This is a genomic window from Buchnera aphidicola str. Sg (Schizaphis graminum), from assembly GCF_000007365.1.
Classification (GTDB): domain Bacteria; phylum Pseudomonadota; class Gammaproteobacteria; order Enterobacterales; family Enterobacteriaceae; genus Buchnera; species Buchnera aphidicola.
This window is the reverse complement of the sequence record NC_004061.1, coordinates 622,016-641,454: the sequence shown is the minus strand read 5'-3', so window position 1 is coordinate 641,454 and position 19,439 is coordinate 622,016. Positions and strand designations below refer to the sequence as shown.

Sequence of the window (19,439 nt, the reverse complement as noted above, 5' to 3'; positions counted from 1 at the left end):
GCCAAATACCCTTTAAAATATTCAAATTATTCTATACAGTATTAATATTTTAATCAAGATAACACATAATAAATATTTAAAATAAAATACTGAAAAAAAATTAATAAACATTGTTTTTCTGTTTTTAAAAAAAAAAAAAAAAGAAATAAATAATATTTATTATTAGTAAACACAAAATCTGTGGATAAGTCACGTGTGACATTGATAATTAAAGAACTTCTTGAACTAACTAACTGTGTACAATTAGTGTTTTTCATACGAATAACTTTTTTTATATGCTATTATTTTAATCAAAATTAAATAAAAATTTATTCTAAAAAAAATTAATATTGCATTCATTATAATTTTTTTTAAAAATTAAAAAAATATCTCCGTATAAAAGGTGTTTTTAAACAATATATTTTTAAAAAACAAGGAATAAGGAAAAATAGAAATGCATTTAAATAAAATGAAAAAAGTATCTTTAAAAACATATTTAGTATTATTTTTTCTCATTTTTTTTATATTTTGTAGTTTTTGGTTTATAAAACCAAAAGAAAAGAAATTAAAATTAGAAAAATTAAGATATGAAGAAGTAATAAAAAAAATAAATGCAAAGAACAATCAAAATCTAAAAAGTGTTGAAAATTTTATTACAGAAAATAAAAATATTTATGGCACTTTATCTTCTCTTTTTTTAGCAAAAAAATATATTTTAGATAAAAATTTAGATAAAGCTTTAATACAATTAAACAATAGCTTAAAATATACAAAAGAAGAAAATTTACAAAACATTCTAAAAATAAGAATCGCAAAAATAAAAATACAACAAAATAAAAATCAAGATGCAATAAAAATACTAGAAGAAATAAAAGACAATTCTTGGAAAAATATAGTAGAAAACATGAAAGGTGATATTTTTATGAAAAATAAAGAGATTAAAAAAGCAATATTAGCATGGAAAAAAAGTAAATACCTTGAAAAATCTAATGCATCTAAAGAAATTATTAACATGAAAATTAACGAAATAAAAAGATAAATGCAAAAATTAAAATAAAAATGGATATCTTATTATGTTACCTATAATCGTATTAATTGGACGCACTAATGTAGGAAAATCTACTTTATTTAATATATTAAGTAAAACAAGAAATGCATTAGTTGCTGATTATCCCGGACTTACTAGAGACAGAAATTATGGATATTGTTACTTAAAAGAAAATAAAAAAATAACTATAGTAGATACAGCAGGAATCAATTTTAAATCACAAAAAATAGAAAAACAAAGTCATGAACAAACCTTAAAAGCAATTAAAGAATGCGACGGAATTTTATTTTTAGTAAATGCTCGTGATGGAGTTATGCCAGAGGAATATGAAATTTCTCGAAAAATAAGAAAATATGAAAAAAAAACAATATTAGTAATTAACAAAATAGATGGAATTAAAGAAATTTCTAAAATTAATGAATTTTATTCTTTAGGATTTAAAGAAAATATAAAAATTTCTGCAAGTCATAACCAAGGAATTAATAATCTTATTTCAAAATATTTAACTCCTTGGATTAACTCAAAATTTAAAGAAAAAAAACTAGAAAAAATAAGTCAAGAGCATTCTAAAAAAGAAAAAAATTCAGTAAAAATAGCATGTATAGGAAAACCAAATGTTGGAAAATCAACATTAATTAATTCACTACTAATGAAAAAAAGAATGATTACTTCAAACAAAGCCGGTACAACGTTAGATACTGTATTAGTACCTATTAAATATAATTATAAAAATTATATTTTTATAGATACAGCAGGAATGTCTAAGAAAAAATCTAAAACAAATAAAATAGAAAAATTTTGCAAAATTAAAACTTTACAAACAATTGAAAAATCTCATTTAACTTTACTCATAATAGATGCAAAAGATCAAATATCTAAACAAGATTTGTTATTATCTAGTTTTATTGAAAAATCTGGAAAACCATTAATTATCGTAATTAACAAATGTGATTTATTAAGTTTAAAAGAAAAAAAAAATTTAGAAAACTTAATCAAAAAACAATTAAAATGTAACTTTTTTTCAAAAATACATTTTATATCAGCACTGAATAATGAGGGAACAGTAGAATTATTTAAATCTATTGATACCTCTTATCATACTTCTCAAAAGAAAATAAAAACCTCTCAAGTTATGAAAATAATGCATAAAGCAGTAAAAAAACATCAACCTCCAATTATAAATGGAAGACGAATAAAGCTAAAATATGCACATCTAGGAAATTCTAATCCAATCGAGATAATGATACATGGTAATCAAGTAAAAAATTTATCTTTATGCTATAAAAAATATTTAAAAAATTTCTTTTACAAAACGCTAAAAATGAATGGAACACCAATAAAAATACAATTTAAAGAAACTATGAATCCATATATCTCAAAAAAATAATTAATTTTCTATTATATAGTTAGTATTATATAAGGGAATTTGTACTTCTATATCAATATTTCCAATAATTGCTTGACAACTCAAACGACTTGTAGACTCTAAACCCCAAGCTTTATCTAGTACATCTTCTTCTTTTTCAGACCATCCTGAAAGAGAAAGAAAACCTTTTCTTATAATACAATGACATGTACTACAAGCACATGATTTTTCACAAGCATGTTCTAATTTAATATTATTTTTTAACGCAACATTTAAAATAGTTTCACCTTCTTTACATTCAAAACAACCACCTTTAGGTAACAATAATTTATGAGGTAAAAAAAATATTTTAGGCATTATGTAATCTCGTCTGATAAATTTTTAATTGAAAAAGAATCCATATTTTTTTTTAATCTTAAAGAAAGAAAATTTTTACTAACTTCTTCTAATTTTTTTAAATTTAATTTCATAGAAAAAAAATCATCTTCATCTATAGATTTTTGTAATTTAATTTGATGTGATTTTATTTTTTTTAATTCCTCTGAAGTAATTAAATTTCGATCTTCTTGTAAAGCATTATTTAAAAGATCTAAAATGTATTTAGATTCAATTTTTTTCTCTTTTCTAACCCTAAGATAATAGTCTTCTTTAGCATTTATAGTGGATTCTTTAATTATCTTATGAATGTTTTTATTTTGTAAAAAAGTAACATTCTCAATTTGAATTTTTTTCTCCTTATGACTAAATTTTTCTAAAATTTTTACACTAATCAAACCATCAGTATCTATTTCAAATGTGACTAAAATACGAACTACACCTGCTTTTTTAGATGGAATATCCTTTAAAATAAATCGTGAAAGAGAAATACAATCTTTTACTAATTCTCTTTCTCCTTGCAATATATGGATAACAATAATAGTTTGATTGTCTTTAGCAGTTGTAAATTCTTTTGTCTTAGAAATAGGTATAGGAGTATTACGAAAAATGATTTTTTCAACAAACCCTCCCATAACTTCAATACCTAAAGAAAGGGGAGTTACATCTAATAAAATTGTTCTTTTTTGAATAGTATTTTTCATAAGCATATCTGATTGTATCGCTGCACCTATAGCAACAACCTGATCAGGATTTATAGATATTAAAGGTGATTTTCGAAAAAATTTTTTTACTTCTTGATATACTAATGGGACACGTGTTGATCCACCTACCATAATAACTTCTTTAATACTTTCTATCTTAAGATCAATTTCTTTAAGAAGATTAGAACAAATAAATAAAGTTTTTTGAATTAAATCTTTAATAATTAAATTAAATTCATCACGAAAAATAATACCTTTCCAATTAAAAAAATTTACTTCTACCTTTTCATATTTAGTAAGTTTTATTTTTATTTCTTTTGCTTTTTTAAGTAATAAAGATTGAAAAAAGTTATCGCATTGATTTGACAAATTCAATTTTTTATAGATGTATTTAGATAACAAAGTATCAAAATCATCTCCACCTAAATTAGCATGACCAGCTGTCCCTAAAACTTCAAATATTCCTTTATTTAATTTTAATACAGAAATATCAAAGGTACCACCTCCTAAATCGTAGACGACAACAAGACCTTCTGTATTTAACTGTAAACCATAAGCGACAGCAGCGGAAGTTGGCTCATTAAGGAGTCTAATTAAATTAATTTTTGCTGATATAGCAGCTTTTTTGATAGAATCTCTTTGGAGATTGTCAAAATATGCAGGAACAGTAATTACTGTTGCATCTATTTTTTTATTAAAAAATTCACAGGATTTTTCTTTTAAAAATTTCAATATTTCACTAGTAACATCAATAGGAGTAACAAGTCCAGAATTTGTATGAAATAAAATACCTCCATCTTTATTATCTTCTATAACATATGGTAAAATAGGAAATTCTTTTTTAATAAAATCAATAGATCGACCAATTAAACGTTTAACTGAAGTAATTGTATTAATCGGATCTTTAATTATTTTTTTCTCTGCTTCCCAACCAATTAAAGGTTTTTTTTTATTAAAATTTACAATCGATGGTAACAAATAACGTTTTTTATCATCTGTCAATAAAACAACACGTTCATTTTGTACACTAGCTAAAAGAGAATAAGTAGTTCCAAAATCAATACCTAAAATTAATTTTTTTTTAACTTTATTTTTCAAAAAAACCATGCATAAAATCCCAATTTATTGAATAAGTGATTATGACTGTTTTAAACGAGTTTGTATTTTTTTAAAAAAAAGAAGTTTAGTTATTAATTTAATAATATCATCCCATTTTTTTTCATTAAATTTAATTTCAATTATTTTTTCATAATTGTCTATTTTATTTCTTATTTTTTTAAAAAAAATATCGATTTGAACTTCATCACAGTTATTTTTTAACAAAAAATCTAATTCTTCATATAAAAAAAAATATTTTTTTAAAAAACTATTATCTTCAGATAAAACTTTTTCTTTACTAATCTTAAAACCATTTAAAAAAAGTAAGTGTATAGCTCTATTTAATGAATCTTGTAAAATTTTATATCCTTTATTAATTTCAATTGATTTTTGTAAAACTATTCTTTTTTTAGATTCAGAATGATGTATAAATAAATCTGGATGAAATTTTAACTGTAATTTATAAAAATTTTTAGAAAGTAAAAATTTATCAATTATATATTTTTTTGGTAAATTAAATAATGCAAAATAATCCATAAGTCACCTAATTCAAAATATATTTAAAAAATACTAAAATTCATAATTAAATGTTGAAAGGATAATCTCTTTCAACATTTTAACTAAAAAAATAAAAATTAATTTTTATTTTTCTTACTTTTATAATCTGAAATAGCAGCTTTAATAGCATCCTCTGCTAAAATAGAACAATGTATTTTTACTGGTGGCAATTCTAGTTCTTCAACTATACTAGTATTTTTAATTGCTTCTGCTTCCGTTATAGATTTACCCTTAATCCATTCTGTAACCAAAGAACTAGAGGCTATTGCAGAACCACAACCATACGTTTTAAAGCAAGCATCTTCAATAATACCTTGTTCATTAACTTTAATTTGTAATTTCATCACATCACCACAAGCAGGTGCACCTACCAATCCACTTCCTACATTAGAATCAGAATTAGAAAAGGAACCAACATTACGTGGATTTTCATAATGATCCATAACTTTTTTGCTATAAGCCATTTTAACTACCTTCTTAATATATATTTGATTCTCTTACTTTAGGTATGATCCCATTCTATACTATTTAAATCAACTCCTGATTTAAACATTTCCCACAAAGGTGAAAGAGCACGTAATCTATGAATTGATTTATGTACTGATTTTACTGTATGTTGAATTTCTTCTTTTGTTGTAAATCTTCCAATTGAAAAACGAATGGAACTATGAGCTAATTCATCTTTAATTCCTAAAGCTCTTAAAACATAAGATGGCTCTAAACTTGAAGAAGTACATGCGGAACCAGAAGAAATAGCTAAATCTTTAAGTGCCATAATTAATGACTCACCTTCAATATAGTTAAAGCTAACATTTAGAATATGAGGTGCACCTTGCTTTAAATCACTATTTAAATAAACCTCTTCAATATTTTTAATACCATTCCAAAGATCGTTTCTTAAATTAGTTAAATGAATAAAATCATCATTTATTTTTTTTCTAGCTAATTTAAAAGACTCACCCATGCCAACAATTTGATGAACAGGTAAAGTTCCTGCGCGCATTCCTCTTTCATGTCCTCCTCCATGTGATAAAGCTGATAAACGTACACGTGGTTTTCGACGTACATATAAGCCTCCAATTCCCTTAGGTCCGTATATTTTATGAGCTGAAAAAGACATTAAATCTACAAATAAATTTTTTAGATTAATAGCTATTTTACCTACACTTTGAGTGGCGTCGACATGAAAAAAAATGTCATGGGATCTGCAAATTTTAGATATATTGGTTATATCCTGTATAATGCCAGTTTCATTATTTACATGCATTATTGAAACAAGTATAGTGTTTTTATTTATATTTTTTTTTAAATCATTTAAATCAATAATACCGTTATTTTTAGGAGTAAGATAAGTTACAGAAAAACCCACGCTTTCTAAATACCTACATGCATCTAATACAGACTTGTGTTCTGTTTTACTTGTAATAATATGATTACCCTTTTTTCTATGAAAAAATGCAATACCTTTGATAGCTAGATTATTTGCTTCAGTAGCACCAGAAGTGAATACAATTTCTCGAGAATCTGAACCAATTAACTCTGATATTTCATTACGAGCAATGTCAATTACTTCTTCAGCTTCCCAGCCAAATTTATGAGAACGGGATGCGGGATTACCAAATATTCCATCTATTGTTAGATAATTCATCATTTTTTTTGCAACTTTAAATTCTACTGGTGTAGTAGCCGCATAATCTAAATAAATTGGATTTTTCACTAAATTATTTACCTTATATAATCATTGTAGAAAAAGAACTAAAGATTAAAGTAATATTCTATCATTTTAAAAAATATTTAGATCTAAAAATAAATGTAAATTATAGGTAAAATATATAATATACAAACTAGACTTTTATCTTAATTAAGAATATAATTATTTTTAAGATTCAAATGTCATTAGGGGTGTAGTTCAATTTGGTAGAGCATCGGTCTCCAAAACCGAAAGTTGTAGGTTCAAGTCCTTCCACCCCTGCCAAAATTTCACTTATTGTTTCTTATAAAGAATGACTTTTATTTAAAAATAAAAGAAACAATATCAATTAATTTATATATTTATAATATATAATTCCTACTATTAAAAAAAATAAAAAAAAGTCTTTAAACTAAAAAACACATACTTATTTTTAAAAATTTCTAAAAATAATAAAAAATATTTCTTGGAGTAATTTTTAAAATGCCTAAATATCGTTCATTTACAACTACACATGGTAGAAATATGTCTGGAGCGAGATCCCTGTGGCGTGCTACAGGAATGACAGATGAAGACTTTAAAAAACCTATTATTGCAATAGTAAATTCATTTTCTCAATTTGTACCAGGACATATTCATTTACAAGAAGTTGGAAAAATAATCTCTAAAGAAATAAAAAAATATGGTGGCGTTCCAAAAGAATTTAATACTATTGCAATAGATGATGGAATAGCAATGGGACATTCAGGAATGTTATATTCTCTACCGTCTCGTGAATTAATTGCAGATTCTATAGAATACGTAATTAATGCTCATTGTGTCGATTCAATGATCTGTGTTTCAAATTGCGATAAAATAACTCCAGCTATGTTTATGGCATCTTTACGTTTAAATATACCATCAGTCTTTGTTTCAGGAGGACCAATGGAAGCAGGTAAAATAAAAACAAAAGATAAAACAAAAAAAATTGATTTAGTTGATGCCATAATACATGGAGGTGATTCTAATAAATCCGATGATTTTATAAGAGAAATTGAACTTTCAGCTTGCCCTACTTGCGGTTCCTGTTCAGGTATGTTTACAGCAAATTCTATGAATTGTTTAATAGAAGCTATAGGTTTAAGTTTACCTGGAAACGGAACACTATTAGCAACTCATATTGATCGTAAAAAATTATTTAAAAAATCTGCACGAAATATCGTTAAAATTACGAAAGATTATTACCTTAATAACAATAAAAACGTTTTACCACGCAATATAGCAAATAAAGAATCTTTCGAAAATGCTATGGCTTTAGATATTGCCATGGGAGGATCAACTAATACTATTTTGCATTTATTAGCTGCAGCATACGAGGGAAAAGTTGATTTTAAAATGTCAGATATTAACAACCTTTCAAAAAAAATTCCTCATATTTGCAAAGTAGCTCCGAGTACTAATTTGTATCATGTAGAAGATGTACATCGAGCAGGTGGTGTAATGAGAATTTTAGGAGAATTAAATCGTTCTAATTTATTAAATAAAAAAACAGAAAACATATTAGGATTGAATTTAGAAAAAACATTAAAAAAATATGATATTTTGTCTACAAAAAATAAAAATGTAATAAAGATGTTTCATGCAGGTCCAGGTGGTAATCGTACAATTAAACCTTTTTCTCAAAATTATAGATGGAATAAATTAGACAAAGATCGCGTTAATGGATGTATTCGTTCACATGAAAATGCCTATAGTAAAAATGGTGGATTATCTGTTTTGTATGGAAATTTAGCAAAAAATGGATGTATAATAAAAACAGCTAGCATAGATAAAAAACATTATATTTTTTCTGGACCTGCTAAGGTTTATGAAAGTCAAGAAGAAGCTGTTAGTGCTATTTTATCAGGTAAAATTATTGCTGGTGATGTTATCGTTATTCGATATGAAGGTCCCAAGGGTGGGCCCGGAATGCAAGAAATGCTATATCCAACAACATATTTAAAATCTATAAATTTAGATAAACAATGTGCATTAATCACCGACGGACGTTTTTCTGGAGGAACATCTGGTTTATCTATAGGTCATATTTCGCCTGAAGCAGCAAATAAGGGTATTATCGCTTTAGTAGAAAATGGTGATGATATTCAAATTAATATTGTAAACAAGACAATTCATTTAAATATTACAGAAAAAGAACTAAATCTTCGTATCATTAAAGAAAATGCAAAAGGTTTAAAAGCATATAAACCTCTTAATCGCAAAAGAAATATTTCTTTTGCCCTTCGTGCCTATGCACATTTTGCTTTGAGTGCAGATAAAGGTGCAATAAGAAATAAAAAGAAACTATTTAATTTTTAAAAAATAAAATTTATCATCAATAACAATAAATATTAAATCAATTTTAAATTATTCAGGAATTACTAAAAATGAATTATTTTAATAAATTATGTTTTCGTAAAAGAATTAATGAAATCAAAAAATGTCGCTTTATGAAAGAAAACGAATTTAAAAATGAAAATAAAATTTTAAAAAATAAAAAAATAGTTATTGTAGGTTGTGGGTCACAAGGTTTAAATCAAGCTTTAAATATGAGAGATTCTGGATTAAATATCTCCTTTGCACTTAAAAAAAACAGTATTTTAAGAAAAAACTCTTCTTGGTTAAACGCAACTAAAAATAATTTTGAAGTTAATGACTATGAATCATTAATACCAAATGCTGATTTAGTTATCAATTTAACACCAGATAAACAACATGAAAATGTTGTGAAAGAACTACAAAAACTGATGAAAAAAAATTCATGTTTAGGTTATTCACATGGTTTTAATATTGTAGAATGTGGTGAAATTATACGAAAAGATATAACAGTCGTTATGGTGGCACCAAAATGTCCTGGAACAGAAGTGAGAGAAGAATTCAAAAGAGGATTTGGGGTACCTACGTTAATTGCGGTTCATACTGAAAATGATCCTAAAAAAATAGGATTAGAAATTGCAAAAGCATGGGCTTTCTCAACAGGTGGGCATCGTGCAGGAGTTTTAGAATCTTCATTTATAGCTGAAGTAAAATCAGATTTAATGGGAGAACAAACAATTTTATGTGGATTATTACAAACAGCTTCTCTAATATGTTATGAAAAATTAATTAAAGATAAACATAATCCTTCTTATGCAGCAAAGTTAATACAATATGGTTGGGAAACAATCACAGAATCTCTTAAGCATGGGGGTATCACACTCATGATGGATAGACTTTCTAATCCATCAAAAATCAAAGCATTTAAAATATCTAAAAAAATAAAAAAAATATTATCACCTCTCTTTAAAAAACATATGGACGATATTATTTCAGGTTCTTTTTCTAAAGAAATGATGATAGATTGGCATAATAACGATAAAAAATTATTAAATTGGCGAGAAGATACAAAAAAAACACCTTTTGAAAAAAATATTCTTTCTTACTCTGAAAAAATATCAGAACAAGAATATTACGATCATGGAACACTAATGGTATCTATATTAAAATCAGGCATTGAATTAGCTTTTGAAACGATGATCAACACAGGTATCATAAATGAGTCAGCCTATTACGAATCTTTACATGAATTACCATTAATTGCTAATACAATTGCAAGAAAGAAATTATATGAAATGAATATAGTCATTTCAGATACAGCAGAATATGGAAGCTATCTTTTTTCTGAAGCAGCATATCCTATTTTAAAAGATTTTATTATGAGTCTTGAAAAAAATGTTTTAGGATTGTCATTACCAAATACAAAAATAGATAATATTGAATTATATAAAATTAATGAAGAAATTCGTAATCATCCAATTGAAATTGTTGGGAAAAAATTAAGAAAACATATGAAAGAAATGAAATCAATTTGTGTTGCAAAATAAACAATAAATTCTCTAAATTTTACCTTAATTTTTTAAGAATTTTTAAAAATTAATTTTCTAATCAATCTGAAATTATTATTTTATGTCTCTTAATTTTAATCAAAAAAATGCTATAGAACTCATTAATGGTCCCTGCTTAATATTAGCAGGGGCTGGTTCAGGAAAAACAAAAGTTATTATTAATAAAATTATTTACTTAATCAATAATTGTCAATATAAACCTGGAAACATTATTGCTGTTACTTTCACTAATAAAGCTGCTCATGAAATAAAAGTTCGTCTTGCAAAACATTTAAATTTATTGCAAATAAAAAAAATGATTATTTCAACTTTTCATTCTCTTGGATTAGAAATCATTAAAAAAGAAATTAATACATTAAAATTTAACTCTAATTTTTCTTTATTTGATGAAAGAGATCAAATGATGTTGTTAAAAAAAATATGCAGTAAAAGTATAAAAAATGATACAAAATTGTTAAAAAAATTAGTTTTTATGATTTCTTTTTGGAAAAATAAATTTCTCACTCCATTACAAGTTCAATTATCAGCACAATCAAATTTAGAAAAAGATTTCGCATTTTTTTATAAGCAATACACTTTTCATTTACGAAAATCAAACATATTAGATTTTGATGATTTAATTTGTATACCAACAAGTTTATTAAAAAATAATCAAATTATACAAAATCGTTGGCAAAAAAAAATTTCTTATCTATTAGTAGACGAATATCAAGATACAAATAATAGTCAATATGAACTAATTAAAATGCTTACTAATGTAAATTCAAATTTTACTTTAGTAGGAGATGATGATCAATCTATATATTCATGGAGAGGAGCAAAACCACAAAATCTTTTTTTAATAAAAAAAGATTTTCCCAACTTAAAAATTATAAAAATGGAACAAAATTATCGCTCTTACGGAAGAATACTTAAAGCAGCAAATAAATTAATCTCAAACAATTTACATTATTTTAAAAAAAAATTATTTTCTAATTTAGAATACGGTAACAAAATAAAAGTTATAATTGGAAAAAATGAAAAAAATGAAGCAGAAAAAATAGCAGATAAAATAATTCATGAATGTTCTAACGATATAATGCAATACAAAGATTATGCTATATTATATCGAGGGAATTACCAATCTCAAATTCTTGAAAAAACTTTCTTAAAAAAAAATATTCCTTATGATATCTCTACAAATTCATCATTTTTTTCTCGTCCTGAAATAAAAGATTTATTAAGTTATCTTCGTTTAATTGTAAATCCAGACGATAATCATGCATTTATAAGAATTTTAAATATTCCTCATCGCCAAATAGGATTAACTACACTAAATAAATTAGAAGAATTAGCTTCTAAAAAAAATAAAAGTCTTTTTCAAATTAGTAACGATATAGAAATAAAAAAAATTTTAAGAGAAAGAACAGTAAAAAAAATTAAAGATTTTATTTATTGGATTAAAAAAATAATCAAATTATCACTTCTTAAAGAAGATATCATTTTAGATAAAATTATTAATGATATTAAATATGAACTATGGTTAACTAAAATTTTAAAAGAACCGAAAAAAATTAAAACAAGCATAAATAATATTTACACGTTATCAAATTGGTTAAAAGAAATGTTAAGGGGAAATGAATTTGAAAAACCAATGAATTTATTACAAATTGTTAAAAAAATGACATTACGAGATATTTTAGAAAAAAAAATACAAATAAATGAAATCCCAAAAAATCGAGTACAATTGATGACTTTGCATTCATCTAAAGGATTGGAATTTTCTTCAGTTTTTATAATTGGTATGAATGAGGGAATTTTACCCAATATAAAGAGCATTAATAATGATAACATAGAGGAAGAAAGAAGATTAACTTATGTAGGAATGACAAGAGCACGAAAAGAACTATTTTTTACATATTGTCAAACTAGAATTCAATATGGACAAAAATTATATACAGCACCTAGTAGATTTTTATTTGAATTACCCCAAGAAGATTTACAATGGGAAAAAGATGATTATTTAGATGCTTTTCATACAAAAGAAAAAAAAATATAAAAATAGAAAACTTAAAAAAAATCTTAAAAAATAAAAAAATATCTAATTTCAGATAGTTAAAATTATTTAATTTTAGTTTAAATCAATTCCCAAAAATGATATTATAATAGAATTAATTAAGAAAATTTTTTATTATTAAATATAGAGTATCATAAAAAATGAATAAAATAATCGAACTTACTGATCAAAATTTTGAAAAAGAAGTATTAGAACATAAAAGTTTTGTATTAGTTGATTTCTGGGCTGAATGGTGTAATCCATGTAAAATATTAGCTCCTATTTTAGAAGAAATAGCACAAGAATATTTTAATAAAATTAAAGTTGGTAAATTAAATATCGAAAAAAATCCAAATACTGCTCCTATTTACTCTATTCGAGGAATTCCAGCATTACTATTATTTCATGGAAGAGAAGTTCTTGCTACTAAAGTTGGAGCAATTTCTAAATTACAACTCAAAGATTTTTTAGATGAGAATATTAAATAAATATTTATATATAGTTAATTAACTTTAACTCAAAAAATTAAATTCAATTTTATGAAAAATTTATTAATGACAATAAAAAAATTTATAATTGATATCACAGTTATCATTTCGAGATTTACCCCGATTTTACTAAGAACCCACCATTATGAATCTTACCGCACTTAAAAATATGCCAGTTTCTGAATTAATTACTCTTGGTGAAAAAATGGGGTTGGAAAATTTAGCGCGTATGCGTAAACAAGATATTATTTTTGCCATCCTTAAACAACATGCAAAAAGTGGAGAAGATATATTTGGAGATGGTGTTTTAGAAATATTACAAGATGGATTTGGTTTTTTACGTTCCGCTGATAGTTCTTATTTAGCTGGTCCTGATGATATATATGTTTCACCAAGTCAAATTCGTAGATTTAATTTACGTACTGGTGATACTATTTCTGGAAAAATAAGACCACCAAAAGAAGGTGAAAGATATTTCGCTCTACTTAAAGTTAATGCAGTAAATTACGATAAGCCTGAAAATGCTAGAAGCAAAATTCTATTTGAAAATTTAACACCCTTACACGCCAATTCCAGATTAAGAATGGAAAGAGGAAATGGTTCAACAGAAGACCTAACAGCAAGAGTTCTAGATTTAGCTTCACCTATTGGACGAGGTCAAAGAGGTTTAATTGTAGCACCGCCAAAAGCAGGAAAAACAATTTTATTACAAAATATTGCACAGAGCATAGCTTACAATCATCCAGATTGCGTACTGATGGTTTTATTAATTGATGAAAGACCGGAAGAAGTAACTGAAATGCAAAGATTAGTGAAAGGAGAAGTAGTTGCATCTACTTTCGATGAACCTGCATCAAGACATGTTCAAGTGGCTGAAATGGTTATTGAAAAAGCAAAAAGACTAGTAGAACATAAAAAAGACGTAATTATATTACTTGATTCAATTACCCGCTTAGCACGTGCTTATAATACCGTTGTTCCGGCATCAGGAAAGGTTTTAACAGGGGGGGTAGATGCTAACGCTTTACATCGACCTAAAAGATTTTTTGGTGCTGCTCGCAATGTAGAAGAAGGAGGCAGTTTAACAATTATTGCTACAGCATTAGTTGATACAGGATCGAAAATGGATGAAGTGATTTACGAAGAATTTAAAGGAACAGGAAACATGGAACTTCCATTATCTAGGAAAATAGCAGAAAAACGTGTTTTTCCTGCTATTGATTATAATAGATCTGGTACTAGAAAAGAAGAACTATTAACTTTACCAGATGAGTTACAAAAAATGTGGATTTTAAGAAAAATTATTCATCCTATGAGTGAAATAGATGCAATGGAATTTTTGTTAAATAAATTATCTATGACAAAAACAAACGATGAATTTTTTGATATGATGAAAAGATCATAAATATTTAAAATATTTTTTTATTTTATTTGTAAATTTAAAAAAAAACTGGACAATGAAGATTATTAATCTTAAACTATTGTAATCTAGTTTTATTTTAAATGCGCTCGTAGCTCATTTTGGATAGAGCGCTATCTTCCGAAGGTAGAGGTATCAGGTTCAAATCCTGTCGAGCGCATTATTTTATAAAAAAATAATAAAAAATAACAAAATTTTGGTGGCTATAGCTCAGTTGGTAGAGTTCTGGATTGTGATTCCAGTGGTCATGGGTTCAAATCCCATTAGCCACCCAAAAAATAAATAATTGTAGTCAAATATTTTTACGGCGAATAGCGCAGCTTGGTAGCGCAACTGGTTTGGGACCAGTGGGTCAGGGGTTCAAATCCTCTTTCGCCGACCAAAAATTAATTTCTATTATTAACTCTATTAATTAATTTAAATAAATTATTATTATCTGCATAATCAAAAATAATTATATCGCTCCAACCAATTTTTTTTGCTATATCTGCTAATCTATTTCCAACAAAAAATATTTTGCATTTAAACAACCATTCAGTTTTATCAATGATAGAAATTATTTTATCTAATCGATATAATATTTCGCCACTTGTTACTACAAGTGTATTTATTTTTGAATTACGCCAATTTTTTACCTCTGAAAAAATATCTATAATTTTAAAAATTCTTTTATAACATTCAACAACACATATATCAAAACCCTTTTTAATTAAATATTCTTTTATTAATTTTCCTCTATTTTCTCCCTGTAATAAAACAATTTTTTTTTAAAAGACTTTTTTTACATAAAATATTTAATAAATTTTCACTATTTTCTTTTTTTTTAGGAAAAAAATTTTTTTTAACATATTTCTGTAAAATAAGAGAAATATTTTTACTAATAGCATAATATTTTGGATATATAGGTCACATTAAATTATTTTTTTTAAATATGTATTAATGTAATAAATAGATTTTTTAGAAAAAATCACAATTATATCCGATTTATATAATGCATAAACTTTTTTTGGTATACTATTTTTTCCTTCACTTGGATAAAAATCAAATAAAGAAATATGAGAAGAAAATATACCTACATTGTTTAAATTATTTACTAGTTCTTCTCCCTCTGGAGAGGGTCTTGTAACTAATATTTTCATGTATAATTTAATTTTTTTTGTATAAAAACGACCTAAAATTCTTTTTGCTCCGTTATTAAGTAATTCTTTTGCTAAAGAATAACCCATTTCTTCTGCAATGTTATACCAACCAAATCTTTCACCTTTCAATATTATTTCACCATCTGGTGAACCAACTAATCCTCTAAGCCAAATTTTTTTCTTTTTAAGAACAGCATAACTTCCAATTGGAATATGACATCCAGATTTTAATTTTTTGCAAAATGCTCTTTCTGCATTTATTTCAATAAAAGTATTAAAATGATTTAAACTCGACAAAAAAAACAATATTTTCTTATCATGTAATCTAGATTATATACCGATAACCCCTTGACCACATGGAGGAAGTGATAATTCAGCTGGTATAACTTGAGTAATTCTATGTTTTAAATTTAACCTTTTTAACCCCTCAGTAGCTAAAATAATTGCATCATATTTACCCTCATCTAATCTAGCTATTCTTGTTTCTACATTACCTCTTAAAGGTAAAATAATTAAATCTGGACGATAAGTGATTAATTGACATTGTCTTCTTAAACTAGATGTGCCAACTACTGCCCCTTTTGGTAAATGATTAATAGATTGATAATGATTAGATACTAAGGAATCTAATGGATTTCCTCTTTTACATATACTAATTAAACGCAATTCTTTCGTAATATGAACAGGAAGATTCTTCATTGAATGTATTGCAATATCTTCTTTATTTTCAAGAAGAGCAAATTCTAATTCTTTTATAAACAAACCTTTTCCTCCTATTTTAGAAAGAGATTTATTTAAAATATTATCTCCATGAGTAACAATAGGTATGATCTTTATATTTAAATCTGGATATAAAGATAATAGTTTTTTTTATACATATTTAGTTTGTTGTAAAGCTAAAGGGCTTTTTCTAGTAGCAATTCTTAATATTTTTTTTCGCATATTACGATTCATATCAGGATAGAAATGTTATTTAATATGTTAAATTTTTTAAAGAAATAAAAAATTAATTTTTATTTTTTAATTCTTTTAAAAGCAGTAAAAATCAAATTTTCATTTGATTGAATAGAGCATGATTTTTCAAATATTTCCCAAAAATCTTTGTTACTGCGATTGCAAATCCATTTATCTATTTTATAATTAAAGTGATATGCATTAAATTTTGTAGCTAACCATATTTGGCGCAACGATTCTTGTTTGTTAACTACAATTATACTTTTATTTAAAAAAGTAATAGTCATAACGTAATCTTGTACTTCATAGTCGATATCAATTTTATCATCGTAAAAATTTAAATTATCTTCTATCTTTAGAAACAAATCATCTACTAACCGATAAAAATTGTTATTTATTTGAGTAAAATTTGTATTTTTTTTCATTTTTTATATCCTTGAATAATAAATTTTATTATATTAAGTTAAAAATATTTTTTTTAATAAATTATACATTGTTTTATTTTTAAGAATGTAAAAAGAATAAATAACTATCAGGAATAAAAATGTTTTCAAATTACAAAAAAAAGAAAAAAATTTATTTTTCTAAGATGCATGGTTTAGGCAACGACTTTATGGTCATTGAATCGATTAAACAAGATTTTATTTTAACTAAATCAATTATTGAAAACTTATCTAATCGAAATACTGGAGTTGGTTTTGATCAATTATTATTAATTGAAAAATCTAATAACTTTAAATTTGATTTTCATTATCGTATTTTTAACGCCAATGGAAATGAAGTTGAACAATGTGGAAATGGTGCTCGATGTGTAGGTTTATTTCTTTTTTTAAAAGGTTTAATCAACAAACGAAAAATTATGTTAAGTACTAATAAAAAAAATATATCTATTAAATTTATGTCTGATAACAATATACAAGTTAATATGAATGAACCTAGTTTTAAATTAGAAGAAATATCTATTTCAAAAAAAATTGTATTAAATAATTTTTCTGTCAAACTTATAAATAAAAATTTAAAATGTAGTTTAGTATCTATTGGAAATCCTCATTGTGTTATTAAAGTAGAATCTATAAATAATGCACCTGTAAAAAAAATTGGTGAACTTTTAGAAAAAAATTCAATTTTTCCTCAAGGAATAAACGTAGGTTTTATGAAAGTTATAAACAAAAATCACATTCAATTAAGAGTGTATGAACGTGATGTAGGTGAAACTCAATCTTGCGGTAGTGGCGCGTGTGCAGCAGTTGCAGTTGGTATAGCCAAAAATCTTCTTTGTGATAATGTTAAGGTAGATTTATTAGGTGGTAATTTAATAATTAAATGGAAAGGTTTTAATTATCCTCTTTATATGATAGGGACAGCTTGTCATATTTACGATGGATATATATACATATAAAAAACATATTTTATTTAAAAAATGTTTTTTATACTTTTGGAAAATAAAAAATGTTATTAAAAAAAAAAATACAAAAAAATTTAATCAAATTGTTTTATCTCTTTTTTTAGGCGGTTTTTCTAGTTTTTCTATTTTATATTGTGTTCAGTCTATTTTACCAGTATTTTCTAAACAATTTTGTTTAACTGCAACAGAGAGTAGTTTATCTTTATCAGCAGCAACAGCTACAATGTCAATTGGGACACTATTTATTGGACCCTTATCAGATAGAATTGGTAGAAAGTCAATTATGTCTTCTTCTTTATTAATAGCAGCAGTACTCACTATTATATGTTCTATTAGCAATAATTGGACAGTTATTGTCTTTCTTCGTGCCCTAACTGGACTAGCTCTAAGTGGTGTTGTCGCAGTTGCCATGACTTATATTGTTGAAGAAGTACATCCAAATTCTGTATCATTTTGCATGGGATTGTATATCAGCGGAAATACGATAGGAGGATGCTCTGGAAGAATATTAAGTAGTATTTTAGCAGAATATTTTTCTTGGCATATTGCATTTATAGTTATTGGTTTTTTTTCTTTAATGTCATCTTGTCTTTTTTTATATTTTTTACCATCTTCAAAAAATTTTTATCCTATTTCTATAGATTTTAATAAATTTTTAAAAAATTTTTATTTGCATTTAAAAAATCCAACATTGTTAATCTTATTTGCAATAGGATTTATGTTAATGGGTAGTTTTATTACAATTTTTAATTATATTAGCTATCGATTAATGTTATCACCATTTTTTTTGTCTTCTTCAAATATAGGATTTTTATCTATTATTTATTTGACCGGAGTTTACAGTTCTCCTAAAGCTGGAATTTTAATAAATCAATATAATCGTAGCAGTATATTAAGAATAGCATTATTACTGATGATTTTAGGTTTATTAATGACACAATATAATGAAATTTTCATAATCATTTTAGGATTAGTGATATTTTCAAGTGGTTTTTTTGCATCTCATTCTATTGCAAGCAGTTGGATTGGTTTCCATGCAAAAATCGCTAAAGTTCAAGCAACTTCTTTATATTTGTTTTTCTATTATTTAGGATCAAGTATTTTTGGCACATTCGGAGGATTTTTTTGGTTTTATTTAAAATGGATAGGTATTTCATCCTTTATTATTATAATTTTAATTTTCGCAATTTTATTATCTTTAAAATTAAAAAAATAATATAGTTTTTTAAAATAATTACTTTCCTCTAACAAGGTTTCTCACAGATAATAAACTTAGTT

Annotated in this window: 16 protein-coding genes, 4 tRNA genes and 1 pseudogene; 13 read left to right on the top strand and 8 right to left on the bottom strand. The window is 25.1% G+C overall.

What is annotated here, in order from left to right; all coding sequences use genetic code 11:
- Window positions 1-448 precede the first annotated feature (448 nt).
- Complete coding sequence (locus BUSG_RS03090) at window positions 449-1,018, top strand: YfgM family protein (RefSeq protein ID WP_044006101.1); 570 nt, start codon at window positions 449-451, stop codon at window positions 1,016-1,018.
- A 34-nt stretch (window positions 1,019-1,052) separates the two neighbouring features.
- Complete coding sequence (gene der, locus BUSG_RS03085; RefSeq protein ID WP_011054082.1) at window positions 1,053-2,414, top strand: ribosome biogenesis GTPase Der; 1,362 nt, start codon at window positions 1,053-1,055, stop codon at window positions 2,412-2,414.
- Here der and fdx read toward each other — a convergent pair whose 3' ends face one another.
- From fdx to BUSG_RS03060, 5 genes are all read right to left on the bottom strand, one after another.
- Entirely contained in the window at window positions 2,415-2,750 is a 336-nt protein-coding gene (fdx, locus tag BUSG_RS03080) for an ISC system 2Fe-2S type ferredoxin (protein WP_011054081.1), read from the bottom strand.
- Window positions 2,750-4,579, bottom strand: a complete 1,830-nt coding sequence (hscA, locus tag BUSG_RS03075; RefSeq protein WP_011054080.1) for a Fe-S protein assembly chaperone HscA — start codon at window positions 4,577-4,579, stop codon at window positions 2,750-2,752. Before hscA ends, fdx begins: the two co-directional genes overlap by 1 nt.
- Window positions 4,580-4,609: 30 nt before the next feature.
- Window positions 4,610-5,107: a Fe-S protein assembly co-chaperone HscB gene (hscB, locus tag BUSG_RS03070; RefSeq protein WP_011054079.1), complete on the bottom strand. Its 498-nt coding sequence runs from the start codon at window positions 5,105-5,107 to the stop codon at window positions 4,610-4,612.
- 98 nt (window positions 5,108-5,205) lie between these two features.
- On the bottom strand, window positions 5,206-5,592 hold the full coding sequence (gene iscU / locus BUSG_RS03065) for a Fe-S cluster assembly scaffold IscU (protein WP_011054078.1): 387 nt from the start codon (window positions 5,590-5,592) through the stop codon (window positions 5,206-5,208).
- A gap of 38 nt (window positions 5,593-5,630) precedes the next feature.
- Complete coding sequence (locus BUSG_RS03060; protein ID WP_011054077.1) at window positions 5,631-6,845, bottom strand: IscS subfamily cysteine desulfurase; 1,215 nt, start codon at window positions 6,843-6,845, stop codon at window positions 5,631-5,633.
- A 181-nt stretch (window positions 6,846-7,026) separates the two neighbouring features.
- Between BUSG_RS03060 and BUSG_RS03055 the strand changes: the two genes are divergently transcribed.
- From BUSG_RS03055 to BUSG_RS03015, 9 genes are all read left to right on the top strand, one after another.
- A tRNA-Trp gene (locus tag BUSG_RS03055) sits at window positions 7,027-7,103 on the top strand.
- A 198-nt stretch (window positions 7,104-7,301) separates the two neighbouring features.
- Window positions 7,302-9,155 carry a dihydroxy-acid dehydratase gene (gene ilvD / locus BUSG_RS03050; protein ID WP_011054076.1) on the top strand — a complete coding sequence of 618 codons (1,854 nt, stop codon included), beginning with the start codon at window positions 7,302-7,304 and terminating at the stop codon, window positions 9,153-9,155.
- A 68-nt stretch (window positions 9,156-9,223) separates the two neighbouring features.
- A complete protein-coding gene (gene ilvC, locus BUSG_RS03045; RefSeq protein WP_011054075.1) occupies window positions 9,224-10,699 on the top strand; it encodes a ketol-acid reductoisomerase in 1,476 nt (491 codons plus the stop codon).
- A gap of 82 nt (window positions 10,700-10,781) precedes the next feature.
- Complete coding sequence (rep, locus tag BUSG_RS03040) at window positions 10,782-12,758, top strand: DNA helicase Rep (protein WP_011054074.1); 1,977 nt, start codon at window positions 10,782-10,784, stop codon at window positions 12,756-12,758.
- 158 nt (window positions 12,759-12,916) lie between these two features.
- Window positions 12,917-13,243, top strand: a complete 327-nt coding sequence (gene trxA / locus BUSG_RS03035; protein ID WP_011054073.1) for a thioredoxin TrxA — start codon at window positions 12,917-12,919, stop codon at window positions 13,241-13,243.
- Between the two features lie 145 nt (window positions 13,244-13,388).
- Window positions 13,389-14,648 carry a transcription termination factor Rho gene (gene rho, locus BUSG_RS03030; protein ID WP_011054072.1) on the top strand — a complete coding sequence of 420 codons (1,260 nt, stop codon included), beginning with the start codon at window positions 13,389-13,391 and terminating at the stop codon, window positions 14,646-14,648.
- Window positions 14,649-14,748: 100 nt separating this feature from the next.
- Window positions 14,749-14,823 (top strand) — tRNA-Arg (locus BUSG_RS03025).
- 39 nt (window positions 14,824-14,862) lie between these two features.
- Window positions 14,863-14,935, top strand: a tRNA-His gene (locus tag BUSG_RS03020).
- Window positions 14,936-14,968: 33 nt separating this feature from the next.
- Window positions 14,969-15,045 (top strand) — tRNA-Pro (locus BUSG_RS03015).
- A gap of 4 nt (window positions 15,046-15,049) precedes the next feature.
- Here the strand turns inward: BUSG_RS03015 and BUSG_RS03010 are convergent.
- The 3 genes and pseudogenes from BUSG_RS03010 to cyaY form a co-directional block, all read right to left on the bottom strand.
- The gene (locus BUSG_RS03010; RefSeq protein WP_108926811.1) at window positions 15,050-15,424 is read right to left on the bottom strand and encodes a uroporphyrinogen-III synthase; all 375 of its coding nucleotides are present in this window, start codon (window positions 15,422-15,424) and stop codon (window positions 15,050-15,052) included.
- A 411-nt stretch (window positions 15,425-15,835) separates the two neighbouring features.
- A pseudogene (gene hemC, locus BUSG_RS03005) lies at window positions 15,836-16,744 on the bottom strand (hydroxymethylbilane synthase); the annotation flags it as partial.
- Between the two features lie 71 nt (window positions 16,745-16,815).
- The gene (gene cyaY, locus BUSG_RS03000) at window positions 16,816-17,181 is read right to left on the bottom strand and encodes an iron donor protein CyaY (protein WP_011054071.1); all 366 of its coding nucleotides are present in this window, start codon (window positions 17,179-17,181) and stop codon (window positions 16,816-16,818) included.
- Window positions 17,182-17,330: 149 nt separating this feature from the next.
- Here cyaY and dapF point away from each other — a divergent pair, with 149 nt between their 5' ends.
- Both dapF and BUSG_RS02990 read left to right on the top strand, forming a co-directional pair.
- Complete coding sequence (gene dapF / locus BUSG_RS02995) at window positions 17,331-18,155, top strand: diaminopimelate epimerase (RefSeq protein WP_209440382.1); 825 nt, start codon at window positions 17,331-17,333, stop codon at window positions 18,153-18,155.
- Window positions 18,136-19,377 (top strand): MFS transporter, encoded by a 1,242-nt coding sequence (locus BUSG_RS02990; RefSeq protein ID WP_011054069.1) that lies wholly within the window; start codon window positions 18,136-18,138, stop codon window positions 19,375-19,377. Before dapF ends, BUSG_RS02990 begins: the two co-directional genes overlap by 20 nt.
- The last annotated feature ends 62 nt before the right edge of the window (window positions 19,378-19,439 follow it).

Coding starts and splice junctions, on each gene's coding strand:
- fdx (WP_011054081.1), bottom strand. CDS start 2,750: ATGCCTAAAATATTTTTTTTACCTCATAAATTATTGTTACCTAAAGGT.
- hscA (WP_011054080.1), bottom strand. CDS start 4,579: ATGGTTTTTTTGAAAAATAAAGTTAAAAAAAAATTAATTTTAGGTATT.
- iscU (WP_011054078.1), bottom strand. CDS start 5,592: ATGGCTTATAGCAAAAAAGTTATGGATCATTATGAAAATCCACGTAAT.
- cyaY (WP_011054071.1), bottom strand. CDS start 17,181: ATGAAAAAAAATACAAATTTTACTCAAATAAATAACAATTTTTATCGG.
- trxA (WP_011054073.1), top strand. CDS start 12,917: ATGAATAAAATAATCGAACTTACTGATCAAAATTTTGAAAAAGAAGTA.
- rho (WP_011054072.1), top strand. CDS start 13,389: ATGAATCTTACCGCACTTAAAAATATGCCAGTTTCTGAATTAATTACT.
- BUSG_RS02990 (WP_011054069.1), top strand. CDS start 18,136: ATGGATATATATACATATAAAAAACATATTTTATTTAAAAAATGTTTT.
- BUSG_RS03090 (WP_044006101.1), top strand. CDS start 449: ATGAAAAAAGTATCTTTAAAAACATATTTAGTATTATTTTTTCTCATT.
- ilvD (WP_011054076.1), top strand. CDS start 7,302: ATGCCTAAATATCGTTCATTTACAACTACACATGGTAGAAATATGTCT.
- rep (WP_011054074.1), top strand. CDS start 10,782: ATGTCTCTTAATTTTAATCAAAAAAATGCTATAGAACTCATTAATGGT.
- ilvC (WP_011054075.1), top strand. CDS start 9,224: ATGAATTATTTTAATAAATTATGTTTTCGTAAAAGAATTAATGAAATC.
- hscB (WP_011054079.1), bottom strand. CDS start 5,107: ATGGATTATTTTGCATTATTTAATTTACCAAAAAAATATATAATTGAT.
- der (WP_011054082.1), top strand. CDS start 1,053: ATGTTACCTATAATCGTATTAATTGGACGCACTAATGTAGGAAAATCT.